Source organism: Pseudomonas sp. PD9R (genome assembly GCF_019200975.1).
Taxonomy (GTDB): Bacteria; Pseudomonadota; Gammaproteobacteria; order Pseudomonadales; family Pseudomonadaceae; genus Aquipseudomonas.
The window spans coordinates 238,601-253,647 of the sequence record NZ_JAHTMR010000007.1 but is presented as its reverse complement, the minus strand read 5'-3'; the positions used below and the strand labels follow the sequence as shown (position 1 = coordinate 253,647).

The window sequence follows — 15,047 nt, the reverse complement described above, 5'->3', positions numbered from 1 at the left end:
TCTAGAAGCTAGACAAAACAAAAGCAGGACACTGTCCCATTTTTTGAATGAGGTCGACGTCCGATAACCCGAGGTGCCCATGAACAACAATAATGTTATGGCGGAGCCCGCTGTGCTGACCGTCGTCGATTCGGAGCAAACCAGGAAAGCGAAGAAGGCCACAAGGGCAGCTGTATTCGGCACGTTTGTTGAGTATTACGACTTCAGCGTCTACGGATACGTTGCTGCTACCCTCGCGATGGTTTTCTTTCCTTCGGACGATGCGACCACGGGTCTGCTAAACACCTTCCTCGTATTCGGATCTGCATTCTTGGTGCGCCCTCTCGGCGCTATCGCATTTGGCTGGCTCGGTGACAAAGTCGGTAGACGTGCAAGCTTGATCGCAAGCATCACCTTGATGGGGGCTGCGGCCACCCTGATTGGTCTCCTTCCGGGCTACGCAAAAATTGGTGTCTGGGCCCCTATCCTCCTGGTTGCGTTACGTATGCTTCAGGGGTTTTCTGCCGGTGGTGAAATCGGTGGAGCAGCGAGCTACATCCGTGAATGGGCACCACCTACACGGCGAGCGCTGTACATCTCATTTCTGCCCTCCATTGCTCAATTCGGCAAAGGCCTCGCCGCTGCTATTGCCGGTCTTGCCGCAGCGACCCTTACCGACCCTGAGATGCTCGACTGGGGCTGGCGCATTCCATTCCTGCTGGCTCTGCCGCTCGGCATCATCGGCTTGTACATGCGGTTGAGCATTGAAGACAGCCCTGAGTTCGAGTCCAAGAAAGGCGATGCTGAAGTCAAAAAAAGCCAGCCTTTCAGCGAATTGATTCGCGACTATCGGATGCCTCTGATCAAGGTGATCTTGATTGCTTTGGTACAGAACGTGGGCACCTACATCGGTACTGTTTTCATTGCCGCGTACTTCAGCTCCATTCTCGGGTTCTCCAAGGGACAGGCATCCACCATCGTATTGATCGCGGTGATTTTGGCAGCGTTCCTCATCCCCCTCGCTGGTCAGCTCGGATCTTATAAAGGTGGGAGGAAAGTTCTGCGTTATTCCTATATCGCCTACGCAGTGGTGTCGATCCCTTCCTTCATGTTGATGCAGCAAGGTTCGGTCAATCTGGCAATCGCAGGCCTTGCTTTGGGAATGATTCCCTATGCCCTTTGCCAAGCGGGCACTTATTCCGTCATGCCTGAATTCTTCCCAATGCATATCCGCCACACAGGTGTCGCTTTTGGACACAGCGTGGGCGCGGTCATTGGTGGCGGCGCCGGCCCTTTCTTGGCGACATGGCTCATCGGCGCGACCGGCAATCAATTTACTCCAGCGTTCATCTTGTGCGCGGCAGGTGTCATGGGGTTGATCGTCATATCGACCGTTCGCAAAAACGCTCCTGCGAACACCACCAGTCATCAATATTCTTGAGATGAAATCATGCCTTTAATTTATGTCACCAGCCCAATCCATGAAGATGTACTGCACGAGCTTTCCGCACTTGGTGAGGTTCGTCTTGGCTACGGTAGCAATGCCGTCTCTTACCAAGAGATTCAGAATCAAGTAGACGCCGTATTTCTAAGAGGCGGCCATTTGACTGCTGAAATGATTGCAGCCTCTCCTAAGCTACGCATCATCGCGCGCCATGGTGCTGGTTACGATAACGTCGACTATAAAGCTGCCGCTGAGCTTGGGGTATGGGTTACCAACACACCCGGCGAAAATAGAAGAAGTGTTGTTGAGCACGTATTTGCCCTCCTTCTGGGAATTAGTCGCAAGATCCAGTTGGCATCGGATCAAACTCGAAACAGTGTGTGGGCTGCTGATCGCCTTTCCCTAACCGGCATTGAGCTTGAAGGACGCACCCTCGGCCTGATCGGATTCGGAGACATTGGCCAGCATGTGGCCCCGGTGGCAGAAGCGTTCGGTATGAAGGTGCTGGCGACCGACCCAGCTTATGACTCGAGCTTCGATAAACGCTTGGTCAGTCTCGATACCTTGTTAGCAAATGCGGACGTGGTGAGTCTCCACGTACCCCTGCTACCCGGCACCCAAAACCTTATTGGGAGCACAGAAATCGAGAAAATGAAAAACGGCGCCATCCTTATCAACACCAGCCGTGGCGGCGTGATCGATGAGTCTGCGGTTGCTGATGCACTGATAAGTGGAAAACTGGGTGGTGCAGGTGTTGATGTATTGAATGCCGAAAACACCGACATGATCACGCCTTTCAAATGCAACACCTTTCCGGTTGCCGACCTCCCTAACCTGATAGTGACACCCCATGTTGCAGGACAGACCAATGAGTCGCTTATTCGCGTGGGCATGAGCGCCTTTGATGCCATTGCAGCTGTTCTAAAGGGTGATGCACCAAAGCATCCAGTGAACTCCCCAACGCCAAAGTCGTTTGCCTAATCGACGATTCATACATATCCAGGCCGAGGTCAAAATGTTTATTAACGTCTCTGATGAAAATATTAGTGTGAGCGAGAATTGGGAGCGGGCTGAACTTGGCTTGATTGCAGAGATTTCCCATTACCCGGTTGCTCTTATAGGGGATGTCTTGCAGCGATTGGGCATGATGGCTTCCGCTATCCACCATGTGGCAGGAAAGGCCTCGTTCTTCGGAACTGTACTTCCTGTACTCACGTGGGAAGGTGACAACCTCGCCATCCATAGAGCCTTGGATGATGCCCAGCCAGGTGATGTCCTGGTCATCAATGGCAACGGCGAAACCAACCGTGCGGTTTTTGGCGATCTGCTGGGAGAGGTCTGCCTCGCACGCAAAGTCGCAGCGGTAGTCATCGATGGCGCAGTTCGAGACGTAGAGGAGCTGAACGTCATGGGGCTGCCTACATACGCACGCGCTGTGAATCCAGCAGGCCCTTCCAAATACGGCCCGGGTCAGGTCGGTGCACCGGTCGCGTGCGGCAATGTCGTTTGCAATCCTGGCGATGCCATCTTGGGAGATCGCGATGGAGTCATAGTCATCAGCCGCCATTTGATACCGTCGCTCGCCGACAAGCTGAAAATCCAGGATGGGATTGAAAACAGTTTCAGAGAGAGGGTTCGAGCGACAATTCGCTGAGTTATCTTTCTACAGTAAAGGGGAACACGAGTGCGCTTCCCCTGTTGGAAGTCTCGCAAATTTAAACGTCCCTCACACTCCGTGCCATCTACGTTAATCCACATAAGCAACAGCCCATATGCAACTCAAGGATTCAATCTTCTTCCCGGAGAGGATCGCTTGAGCGCTATGGCACACCCTTGTGTATGGCTGGGCTTACAGAATTAGATTTTTTTGATAAGCCCAATTACCGGTAGGAAATTCACCATGATCTCTCGGTTGTCTCCCCCCAATCTCCAGACCGCAAACTACGACGAATATCTAAGTCAGCTTGCGAAGGAAGGCTTCCGGGGCGAAATCGCTCGCAGTTACGGTGATAGGACGGTATTGGCGACGGACAACTCGATTTACCAACGCCTACCCCAAGCTGCCGTTTTCCCACTGGATGACCTAGACGTCGAAACATTGGCACGGCTCGTGATGCAACCTGAATTCAGGCCTATTGTGCTCACGCCTCGTGGAGGTGGAACAGGTACTAACGGTCAATCGCTCACAGATGGTGTGGTCATCGATTTATCTCGCCACATGAACGCCATCCTTGAAATCAATGTTGAGCAGCGTTGGGTGCGTGTCCAGAGCGGTGTGGTTAAAGACCAGCTCAATGCGGCGCTCATGCCTTATGGCCTTTTCTTTGCGCCCGAACTCTCTACCTCGAACCGCGCCACTATCGGAGGAATGATCAACACCGATGCGAGTGGCCAGGGTAGCTGTACCTATGGCAAAACCCGCGACCATGTTTTGGAGCTTTCGACCGTATTGCTCGGTGGTGATCGCCTTAATAGTACGGTGTTGGATCGCGGACAGTTATCGCAAGTAACCGCTCGTAAAGATCGGGTGGGAGAGGTCTACAGATGCGCTGTGGACATCGCGCACAATCATGCAGATCTGATCGAGCGTACATTTCCAAAACTCAACCGCTGCCTGACGGGCTATGACCTGGCACACCTTCGCGAGGAGAATGATCGCTTCAACCTCAACAGCGTCCTGTGTGGTTCCGAAGGCTCGTTGGGATTCGTCGTTGAGGCCAAACTGAATGTCCTGCCAATCCCAAAATATTCAATTTTGGTCAACGTGCGTTATGCCGGTTTCATGGATGCCCTCAGGGACGCAAATGCCCTGATGTTGTTGAAGCCACTGTCGATTGAGACGGTCGACTCCAAGGTGCTGATGTTGGCCATGAAAGATATTGTCTGGCACGGCGTCGCGGAGTATTTCCCCGAAGACCCAGACGCACCCACACTCGGGATCAACCTCGTTGAATTCAGCGGAGATGATGAAGAGGCAGTCCAGCAAAGTGTTCATGCGTTTGTGCTTCACCTTCAGCGCGATACTTCAGTGCGACGGTTGGGGCACACGCTAGCAATAGGTGCTGATGCGCTCAAACGTGTTTACGCGATGCGAAAGCGAGCCGTAGGGTTGCTGGGCAATGTCAAAGGTGAAGCCAGGCCGCAGCCCTTTGTAGAAGACACCGCCGTACCTCCTGAGAACCTTGCTGATTTCATCCAGGAGTTCCGTGCGCTGTTGGATAGCTATGATCTGCAGTATGGAATGTTCGGGCATGTCGATGCAGGCGTTCTGCATGTGCGTCCAATCCTCGACCTGAAAGATCCCGTTCAGGCCTCCCTGATTCAACCGATATCGGACGCCGTCGCGACCTTAACGCAAAAGCATGGTGGCTTGTTGTGGGGTGAGCATGGCAAGGGATTGCGATCCCAATATGTACCGGATTACTTCGGTGACCTTTACCCTGCCCTGCAGGATTTGAAGGCCGCTTTCGACCCACACAATCAACTTAACCCTGGCAAGATCGCAACGCCCAAGACGGCACCTCATGCTCGTTTAACTCGCGTAGATGAAGTTGAGTTGCGAGGCGAACTCGACCGGACAATTGATGAGCGCGTCTGGCAAAGCTATGACACAGCCGTCCACTGCAATGGTAATGGCGCTTGCTACAACTTTGACCCTGACGACGCCATGTGCCCCTCCTGGAAAGGGACACGTAATCGCATCCACTCACCTAAAGGTCGAGCATCCCTTATTCGCGAGTGGTTGAGATTGCAGGGCCAACAGGACGTAGATGTCATCGCTGCCAGTGATCAACTTCGTTCAAATAGCAATGTAGTCAGCATTGCGCAACGAGCAGTAAATACAGTCGCATACAAACTGGGGCAGCAAGACTTCTCTCATGAGGTCTACGAGGCGATGGCAGGCTGTTTGGCATGCAAATCCTGCGCGGGGCAATGCCCAGTGAAGGTCAACGTCCCAGAATTTCGGTCTCGGTTTCTGGAGCTTTACCACAGCCGGTATTTGCGTCCATTGAAGGACTATTTAATAGGCTCGTTGGAGTACACGATCCCCTACATTTCTCGTATGCCCCGCCTCTACAACTTTGTCATGAGTGCTCGACCAGTTCGCATTGTCCTTGAGCGTGTCGCAGGCATGGTCGACAGCCCGCTACTGAGCTTGATGGACTTTGATGCCGTATGTCAGCGCTGGGGAGTCGAGATTGCCACCTCTGAGCGATTGTCGGCTTTAGGGAAGGAACAGCGAGATCGCAGCGTGATTCTCGTCCAGGATGCTTTCACCCGCTACTTCGAAACCCCAGTGCTTTCTGATTGGATCGAGCTGATATCGAGGCTTGGATTCCAGATTTATATTGCGCCTTTTGCGCCTAATGGTAAGCCGCTGCAGGTTCAAGGTTTCATCAAGGCATTTGAAAAGGCGGCGCATTTCAATGCTGAATCCTTGCGCCAGATCCAAGGGTACGAGGTGCCATTGGTGGGGCTCGATCCTGCAATGACACTGGTGTATCGACAGGAGTACGCCAAGACACTTGGAACCGACCAGGCGCCTGCAGTGTTGTTGCCTCAAGAGTGGCTAGTAGAGGTACTCCCACAGTCGGACGAGGGTAAGCGTCCGGGCATCGCGCCTTGCGTGATTAAATCGGTCGCCACTTATGCGGCAGCAACTGATCGATTTCACTCGCCCGCTGAGTCGGCAGCCGCGTGAGAACATCCTTCAAATAGGCGTACGGGTCGTGACCATTTAGCCGCGCAGACTGGATCAAACTCATGATCGCTGCCGCCCGTTTGCCGCTGCGCAACGACCCTGCAAACAGCCAGTTCTTGCGCCCAAGAGCCCATGGTCGTATCTGGTTTTCCGCCCAATTATTATCAATGGGTACAGCCCCGTCATCGAGGTAGTGCGACAGCGCTGCCCAGCGTTTCAGGCTGTAATCGAGTGCTCTGCTGATGGCTGAGCCTTCGGGCACAAGGTCGCGCTGGGCGATCATCCAGGCATGTAGCATGTTCATTATCGGGACGGCCTTTTCTTGCCGTATTCGGCGCCGTAAATCCGGTTCCAGATCGCGGACTTCGCTTTCGATTTCGTACAGCAACTGGATATAACGCAGGGCTTGCTCCGCAAGCGTGCTTTTATTCGTAGCGTGCAGTTCAAAGAACTTACGCCGCGCATGAGCCATGCAGCCAATCTCGGTCACGCCGAGTTCGAAGCTGGCTTTGTAACCGCCAAAATCATCGCAGACCAGCTTGCCCTTCCAGTCATTCAGGAAGTTGCGAGCGTGCTCTCCGGCGCGGCTGGGGCTGAAGTCGTAAACCACCGCTGCCACGTCCGAGAACTGGCTGGTGGCATAGGCCCAAACATAAGAACGGTGGGTTTTCTTAGTTCCCGGCATGAGCATTTGCACAGGTGTCTCATCGGCGTGAATAACCTGCTGCCCGAGTACCACGTCGCGCAGCGCATCGACCAGCGGCTGCAACTGAACCCCAGTCACGCCCACCCATTGAGCCAAGGTTGAGCGTGGAATCGCCAGGCCAGCTCGACCGAAGATCGACTCCTGACGGTAAAGCGGCAGATGGTCGGCAAACTTGGCGATCATGACGTGGGCGAGCAGGCCCGAAGTCGGGATGCCCTTATCAATGACTTGCGCCGGAACGGGTGCCTGGATCAGCGTTTCGCAGTCGTCACAAACCCATTTGCCACGTACATGGCGTTCAACGGTAAATACGCCGGGCGTGTAGTCCAGCTTCTCGCTGACGTCCTCGCCGATGCGCTTGAGGGCGCAACCGCATGGGCAGTGAGTGTTGTCCGGTTCGTGATGGATCTGCGTGCGCGGAAACTCAGCCGGTAATGCGGTGCGCTTGGGCTTCTGCTTTTTCTCTGCCGGAGTTATCACTGCCTGCAAGCTTTGAAGCTCTGCTTCAATTGCCGCGATATCGGTGTCGATCAGATCATCGAGCAGGCTGGCCTGCTCGGGATTCATCTGCTCGCTACGCTTGGCAAATTTCAAACGTTTGAGCTGGGCGATTTCGTGGGTCAGTTTCTCGATCAGCGTTTGGTCGCGGCTGATCTTCTTGCCCATGGTCTCAACGGTCTTACCCATCGTCTCAACTTGTTGGTCGAGCGTTTCTACCGTCTTGCCCAGTGTGTCGACCTGGTGGTCGAGCGTCTCGACACGCTGCATCAACTGCGCCGCCAAGGCGCGCAGTTGTTCAGGGGTCAGGTGAGCGAGATCGGGAAGCGAAGTCATGACGCCGATTTTGCCAGAGCAGGCAATTCGCGGCGATAGACCGATAGACTAATGGTAGCGGTTAAAGCAGTGTGATCGACCCTCCAGAACCTGCGCGTTGCCATGGCAGACCCAGCACCAATGCCTGAAGCTGCTCGGTATCGAGTTCCATTTCAGAGCCGTGGCGATTGCCAGGCCAGTGAAACTTGCCTTGGTTTAACCGGCGCGCTGCCAGCCATATCCCGAAGCCGTCATGCACCAGCACTTTCATGCGATTGGCGCGGCGGTTGGCGAACAGATAAGCACAGTGCGGCTGCGCCGCACCGAACACCGCTATCACCCTGGCCAATGCCGTCTCGGTACCGGCGCGCATGTCCATCGGCTCGGTGGCGAGCCAGATGGAGTCGATGCGAATCATCGCAAAAGGTCTCGAAGAAAGGTCGCGCAGGCAGCAGCATTTTCAGTGGGCCAGTTCACTTTGACGATGCCACGCGGGTGCTGTATTTCAACGCAGATGTTCGATGATGATGAGTGAGATTTTGCCCCAGCCAGCGACACGGGTAATGGAATAAATGCAGGTTGCAGTGCTGTGCTTTTCTGCGTCTGCAGCCGAATCCATTTGTGGACGAGGTTTGCGTTGAGGTTATGGCTGAGTGCGATGCTGGCAATCGAAGCGCCGGGCTGGGCACACTCTTGAATGACTTGGGCTTTGAAGGACTTGGAGTAGGAACGGCGTGTTGGCTGCATGAAATACCCGCTTAAAAGGCTAGAACTGGTGCCCACTTAAATTTAAGTGCACACCATGTCTTGGCTTTGCGGGGCTAGGTAGATGACTTGGCCGGACGCATACACCGGGGACTGCTAGCAATGCGATCCAGCTCCCGCAGGATAACAATCACCACCGCTGTCGGTGATCTTCCTGCTTCGGACGGAGTGATGGCAAATGAGCAGGTATACCTGCCCTACTGCCGGAGTTGGTCGAGCACAATTGGCTTCTTTTCCATGTCATATACCCCCTTCATTGGCCCATCCCCGACTGCCAAATGCCTAGCTTGTATGCTACGAATGCAGGCTTTTTCTGTGAAAAAGCCTGCTTTTTTCATCGTGATATTGCGAGCTGGGTCATGCTGGTTGTAATGCTAGAAAGCACGTCGCTTTCACGAGTTCCACTGAGTTCAACACACAACCTATCCAGCGTACGCTCCCAGTGATATCCACTTCTCGGATTAAATAAACCAACTTTTGAGAAGCTCATCTCACCCTGCGAAAAAGCCAAGCTGGAATAAATCAATAGCTGTTTCACATCGCTTACTCGGAAGCCCCTATCTCCGGCCTTGATTTCATATAAGCAGTTTTTATAAATAAGATCCCCTTCGCAAGCTGATACTAGTCCGCAGCCTGAAAATTTCGGTCTGAATACACAATCATTGTTGGAAGGAAAAAAATGCATCAAATTTCGTGTGAGACTAAAAACCTCTGCCGTGCAAGCGTCGTCAAGTAGGCGCGCAACTGATTTTTCATCATTGGTTATTCTTAAAATATAATTCGCAACATCTTCAATAGACTCGTGAATAAGCGGTATTATTACCTCCTTTCTTGGTTGTTTTCCAGAAATTTTAGCCTTCTTAAAAGTTTCAAATGCTAGTTCATTTAAGAAGCCCCTTAAGGAAACTGGTGCAATATTTTCGATTGGTGAAAGCTCGCGAGCTACTCTTAGGTTTTCTCGACGCCAGTATGTGTCGGCAAGAGGAATCATTTCGTGCCACACGGATGTAAAGCTCGAAGAGAAATGTTGCTCCGATATCATACTGGGACCCTCCAGTTTGGATGGCTCTTTTGCTTGGATTCTGCGGCCCAATTGAGTATGAGACGGTCAAAGTCGTTTAGGTCGTGCTTTACTGAATCCCGCCAATGCTTTCCTTCGTCTTCAAGTATGTATGAGCTTATAAGCATCGCTCTACGCTCCCAAACAGTTAATGTTGAGTAGCTTTTGCGACAGTTTGATATCCAATGGTCCGCGCCTCGATGAGCCATCATTAAAATGATGTCTCTTTTTATCATCATGTTCAGCGGTTGTTTGTATAGATCCGACAAAAGTATTTCAGTTTCTTCTGAAAGATCGGCGGCCAGAACTCTTAGCGTATACGCCAAATTTGTAGGTACTTGCGTTATATATGATTTTGACGAGATAAGGGCTCTTAATTTTGAAAAAAGCTCCTGCTTTACTTCGGGCTCAAGACTCTCTGTCAGTCCCCGGCATAGCAGCATTACGGCTGGATATATGGGGTATAAAAGATCCAGGCTGTTTATAAGCGATTTTATAGCGTCGTTTTGGACCGCAGGTTTAAGGTGTTTCAGGGCCGAAATTAGTCGTCTTGAAAGTCCCTCGTCAATACGGCTTTTAGAGAGCTCTCGACCAAGCATCCCTACAATGTCAAACCTTGATAGCTCTGCTTTGAGTTGCTCGTAGTCACTTTCCGCAGTTTGAGAATAAGGATCATAGTAAACGCGAAGTCTTCTAAAGGCGCGTTCCTCTGTATCTCCCTCGCCTTCATGCTCTTCAGGTGAAGAAAACTCAGATGTCGACAGGAACTCTTTAGATGTCATTATTCTGGTTTTTGTTTTCTGAAGAGACAGGCCTTCATTGGTCAGTAGTAAGTCACTCAATGAAATTAGTGCGGTGTAAGCTTCTTCTTTGTTTTTGGCAAATATTACGAAGTCGTCTACGAATCTGCAAAAAGTGATTGATTCGCTTATTAGCAGTCGATCGATTCTGTTGAGCAAAAGCTCACTAAGAATTCTTGCAGCTGGGCCCCCTACTGGCAACCCATAGGACACGTTATCGGAAATCGACTGAAGTATGGTCATAATTCGTTTTATTATGACGCCGTTGTTTGTGGCTTTTTTTAACGCGTTTTCAAGGCGATGATGATATATGCGTGGATAAAAATCTGAAATGTCGCATCTGAGCGCGAATGCATTACTTTGCGCATGGCTAACTGCGGTGCGTTGAAATTTTTGCCAGCCGACTTCCTTGTCGAAAAGCGATCCCGTTAACTCATCCGGTTTAAATCGGTATGAAAAAACAATATCGGAAGCTACCCTTTTTGATTCGACTTCGTCAGCGATTGTCATCACTAGCGCAAGTAAGTATGCATTCCATATTGGGTCTATCTGTGTTCCCCACCTGAAGCCACTGTATCCTACGACGGACAAATTTTTTGCCGTCAAGATTGGCATGCTTTTTACAGCTGCATCAAAATCTTTATCGATTTCTTCCAGAACCGAAACAACACCGTCTTCCATGTCGTTGAACATGTGGTTTTCAATTGGGTATGGAAAAATATCTGTGTCGCCAAATTTTGCAATATTTTTTACGGCTAACTTTAACGTCTTTTTTGTTATGATCGGCATGCTCTGCTCCATGAGTTTATCTAGAAAAATTCAAATTTTTATTTGGCCTTAATGGTAATGAGACTAACGCCCCTTCAAAGAAAGCCATACAAGGTCGATCACCGATGCTAGAAACGACCCGCTTTAGGTTTTTTCCAGTCAATAAGGTAGCAAGCCCTTAAAAAAATCGCGATTCAAAGTTCTTCGTGAGTCAGATGTTCGCGTAATTTATGCTTCGGTTGGCGTGCATGCTGCGCGCAGCTCGTCTCCACTGACGTTTCCGGCCGATGCATGCATAGCACCTCAGGCGGTTCACGAGATGATTTAGGTCACGGGGGGGCACCATCAAGACTAGGCGTTGGCATTTGTGCGGTGCGGATTGAGTACGCGGCAAACGCCGAATACTGTTTGTTGTACTGATTCTCTAGGTCGTTATGATCGACAAGGCGTGGGTCGACAATTGAGCTGGCTAGCATCTCGGTAGGTCGGCAACGTCGGTAAGCCATGGTCGCCCTGATGTTGCGAGCCCCCGATGAGCTCCAGTTGACGTGGTTTGTTTTCGTTTCCTCACTAAAGAGGTGGCCGGTGCAATTCACACAGGCTCTGGGGCCAGTGTTAGGACTCGGCGGCAGCCTGGATTTACCGCACTTCGCTTTTTCAAAGTGTGAATTTTATAGGCATTTATAGAGTTATATAGGGACATTAAAAATCAGGCTTACCACATTTTTACATTTTTCCGGGTATTGTTGTCTATATACATATTCTATATGTGCCTGTCTAAAATATTTATACTTGACCCACGCACACATTAAGTTACTTTATATGAATAAGTGTGGCAGGTGTGGCGAAAATCCTGTAAGCCAGTAAGTACGTGACTTTCAACTAATTACAGTTTTTAAAAGAAACGTGGCGAAAGTGTGATAACGCGCAAAAAGCGTGGTTCTCGCGGGGCGGCTCAAAAACAGCCCGACACGAAGGTCGGGCCTGGCGCCTACACGTGTATGTCAGTCGTCCTTGGTTGTATAGTCCCATCCATTATCCGGCTGTTCGCGTCGGTCGGATGGGGTGTCGCGGCTTTTGAGGTGTATCCCTTTAAGGCCTCTAACACTATCGACCCAAGCGTTCTCGCAACCCATTCGGATGAGCGCTTGCGTGAAGGCTGTTTGCTTTTTGGGTTGCTCGCCAACCTCCGCGCAATGCCTCACATAACTGGTGTACAGCTTCCTTTTGGTGTCCATAAAAGGGCGCGCCCCTGATGTTGGACCAAGCTCGGAATACTCGCCTGCCCATTCAGCAATAACGTCCTGCTCGTCAAAGTATTCCGCTGTCGCGTCGGCGACCACCTGCGGGATCACGAATCCGTTGGCCTTTAGGTCAAACCATCCATCAAGCATCCAGCGCAAAATTTCAGGTCCTTCATCGCGTAGTTTCTTTTCCAGGTGTTCATCGGGCGTGATGGGCGTGTACAGAAAAGGGATGATGTAGATCCGACGCCGTATTGCCGCGTCGACATTAGTGAGGTTCGGTTTGTTGTTGCTGATGAATGCCAGCTTGAATTGCGGGAAGTAGGTGAAGTTTTGGCCATATAGAAATCGGGCAGTCAACAGTTCGCCCCCGGTTGCCCGTTTAACTCTATCTTCGTCCCATTTTTGGCCTTCACCCGTCTCGCTGGTGGTCGCCAGACGAGAGCCCATCAACATAGCCAGGTCTGTGGTGTGCTTCTGATAATGGGTCGCTATGAACGTTCCCGGCGCCGCAACCGTCGCGTAGTCCCCGAGAACCCATTGCAGGATATTAAGGAATACTGACTTGCCGTTGCCTCCTGGGCCGTAAATGAAAAAGAATTTGTGCTTATCAGTTATCCCGGTCAGGCAGTAGCCGCAGAACTGTTGCAGGTAACGAATCAGTTCTGGGTCGTTGTTGGTAACCTCCCGCAGGAATTTCAAAAACAGCTTGGGGACTGAACCTACAGGGGCGGGACTAATGGCGGTAATTTTGGTGATGTAGTCCTCGCGCTGTGGATCGTAGATCTCGCCAGTGTCCATATTCACAGTGGATTCAGGCGTACCCAGTAGCAGCGGGTCGCTGTCCCATATCTCGGCGGTGACGGAAAAGTTTTCCAGCGTTCGAGCGATCTGTTCCACGTCGCAGTAGGTTTTGCGGTTCATGAACGATGGTCTGTTGAGGGCGTAGGTGTCGCAGATCAATTTCGACTGAAGCAGGACGTGCCCTTTTTGATCCTTGCGCCAATGGCCATCACTGAATTCGAACCATGCTTTGTTGGTATTGCAGTAGCGCAGAACTTCAAGCAAGTGCCACTCAAACCACTCAGCCAAATACTTCTGGTTCATGTCGTCCGCCGAAATAAACGCCGGTTCGCGTGGCGCTGTCCTCTTGGTATTAAACGGCGGATGTTCAGTCGGTGGCGGGTTTTTTTTGCGCGACTTGCGCTGCCATGGCGGCGCGATATCGCCCAGTTCTAGCGGCATGTAGTCGTCAGTGACCTCTACCAGTCGGGGGTGGTTTTGCCCCTGATCTTCGGGCGGCAGGTCATCGCTCCATGACGGTGACTCGTCCTTTTGCTGTGGGGCTGCCTGCACATTAACAGCGGGGGCATGTGGGGCGGCGCTGTTTTCATCCATGAATTCGTGTACGTCCCGTTCGGTCCAGCCTTCCTCCAGGGCATCTGCCAAGTCGAAGCCGTTACACCAGTCACTACCAGGGTCTGGCACCTTCACCAGATGCACGGTGCAGCCCAGCCCCAGCAGTATGTCGGCGATTTTGGCCATGGCCTTGGCGCCCGGTTGCTCGTTGTACGGCAGATACTCGCCTGCACGCGGGTCGGTGTCCTTGTAGGATTGTGAATCGCAGTCAGGCCATAACCATACCTCTTTGCCGGCAAGCGGGGACCAATCAGCTTGCTTGACGGCGGGACAGCCGCCTGGCCAAGTCATGCAAACCATGTCCGGCACAAGCCTGGACGCCGCATTGCAGGCTTTCTCACCTTCGACCACCAGCACACGGGCGGCGTCCCCCAGTAGATTCAAGCGGTACAGCAGACGCGGCGGGGGAAAGGAAAGTTGCCGCCATTTGTTGTCCTCCTTGCTCCAGCAATGCGGGATCGTCTCCTTTTTGCCGTCGACATAGATCCGACAGACGTAACCGGCCAGCGCGCCGTCAGCCTGCCGATAGTCGTAGGCTTCCGACACTGGCACGTGGCCAATAGACGGGCCCTTCCAGACCATTAGGGGCGGCGGTGCGTCCGGCGGCGGCATGACCACAGTCCATTTTGGCTTTTTGTCCTGGGCTTTGGCCTGCCCGCTCGACGGTGTCGACGGCTGGGCATTAGCTCGGCTCTGCAATACCTTCACCGTTTCTTGCAGGTTCTCGCCGTGAAACTCGCGCCGCCAGTCGAAGTGATCGCCACCCTTCTGGCAGGGGGCGCAATGCCAGCGTTCAGCACTATCGGTCTTGCTGATGTACACGCGCAGGCTGGGGTGGTGGTCGTTGTGCAGGGGGCATAGGCCCGTGTGTTCTCTGCCTGCACTGACCAGCGCCACGTCCTCCCTGATCAGTTCCACCAGGGAGACACTTTTTTTGAGTTTGACCATGTCAGCGCTATTCATGGCTTTCCACCGCATACACAAGGACGATACGCCCACACTTGATTCGCGCTGCCAGTCGCCCCCCTAGACTTTTAACAAAACACCAAAGAGGGAGAGTGTCGAGGGTGGCTATCGTCATCAACTCGTAAGCGTCAACGAAGTCAACGCACGCGATATAGTCCAACGAGCTTTGAAATTTTATCTCCTTCGCTCCTTTCAATTCGTCGTAAAGAATATCGGCTGACGCACGATCTAGACTGACGCAGAAGGGCGAAATTATTCTTTCAAGTTTCGCGTTGTATACAGGCTTTTTAAGCTGTTTTTTTTGCGTCCAAACTAGTGGCAACTCCATTTTTAAGTCCTCCGGGGGCTTACTTCAGGCAAGCCGAAGGCGCCCCATTAACT

Annotated in this window: 10 protein-coding genes and 1 pseudogene; 4 read left to right on the top strand and 7 right to left on the bottom strand. The window is 52.1% G+C overall.

What is annotated here, in order from left to right; all coding sequences use genetic code 11:
- Positions 1-79 precede the first annotated feature (79 nt).
- The 4 genes and pseudogenes from KUF73_RS16390 to KUF73_RS16375 all read left to right on the top strand — a co-directional run.
- Complete coding sequence (locus tag KUF73_RS16390) at positions 80-1,420, top strand: MFS transporter (RefSeq protein ID WP_218439101.1); 1,341 nt, start codon at positions 80-82, stop codon at positions 1,418-1,420.
- A gap of 9 nt (positions 1,421-1,429) precedes the next feature.
- The gene (locus tag KUF73_RS16385) at positions 1,430-2,404 is read left to right on the top strand and encodes a hydroxyacid dehydrogenase (RefSeq protein WP_218439100.1); all 975 of its coding nucleotides are present in this window, start codon (positions 1,430-1,432) and stop codon (positions 2,402-2,404) included.
- A 34-nt stretch (positions 2,405-2,438) separates the two neighbouring features.
- Positions 2,439-3,077, top strand: coding sequence for an RraA family protein (locus KUF73_RS16380; RefSeq protein ID WP_218439099.1), 639 nt, complete (start codon positions 2,439-2,441; stop codon positions 3,075-3,077).
- Between the two features lie 246 nt (positions 3,078-3,323).
- Positions 3,324-6,023 (top strand): annotated as a pseudogene (locus KUF73_RS16375) (FAD-binding and (Fe-S)-binding domain-containing protein); the annotation flags it as partial.
- 31 nt (positions 6,024-6,054) lie between these two features.
- Here KUF73_RS16375 and KUF73_RS16370 read toward each other — a convergent pair.
- The 7 genes from KUF73_RS16370 to KUF73_RS16340 form a co-directional block, all read right to left on the bottom strand.
- A complete protein-coding gene (locus KUF73_RS16370) occupies positions 6,055-7,665 on the bottom strand; it encodes an IS66 family transposase (RefSeq protein ID WP_218439098.1) in 1,611 nt (536 codons plus the stop codon).
- Positions 7,666-7,726: 61 nt separating this feature from the next.
- Positions 7,727-8,062, bottom strand: a complete 336-nt coding sequence (gene tnpB / locus KUF73_RS31405; protein ID WP_256345652.1) for an IS66 family insertion sequence element accessory protein TnpB — start codon at positions 8,060-8,062, stop codon at positions 7,727-7,729.
- Positions 8,059-8,391 carry a transposase gene (locus tag KUF73_RS16360; protein WP_218439097.1) on the bottom strand — a complete coding sequence of 111 codons (333 nt, stop codon included), beginning with the start codon at positions 8,389-8,391 and terminating at the stop codon, positions 8,059-8,061. Before KUF73_RS16360 ends, tnpB begins: the two co-directional genes overlap by 4 nt.
- Before the next feature lie 352 nt (positions 8,392-8,743).
- Positions 8,744-9,400 (bottom strand): hypothetical protein, encoded by a 657-nt coding sequence (locus tag KUF73_RS16355; protein WP_218439096.1) that lies wholly within the window; start codon positions 9,398-9,400, stop codon positions 8,744-8,746.
- 47 nt (positions 9,401-9,447) lie between these two features.
- Complete coding sequence (locus KUF73_RS16350; RefSeq protein WP_218439095.1) at positions 9,448-11,058, bottom strand: RNA-directed DNA polymerase; 1,611 nt, start codon at positions 11,056-11,058, stop codon at positions 9,448-9,450.
- Between the two features lie 983 nt (positions 11,059-12,041).
- On the bottom strand, positions 12,042-14,663 hold the full coding sequence (locus KUF73_RS16345; protein ID WP_218439094.1) for a phage/plasmid primase, P4 family: 2,622 nt from the start codon (positions 14,661-14,663) through the stop codon (positions 12,042-12,044).
- Positions 14,656-14,994 (bottom strand): hypothetical protein, encoded by a 339-nt coding sequence (locus KUF73_RS16340; RefSeq protein WP_218439093.1) that lies wholly within the window; start codon positions 14,992-14,994, stop codon positions 14,656-14,658. Before KUF73_RS16340 ends, KUF73_RS16345 begins: the two co-directional genes overlap by 8 nt.
- Between the last annotated feature and the right edge of the window lie 53 nt (positions 14,995-15,047).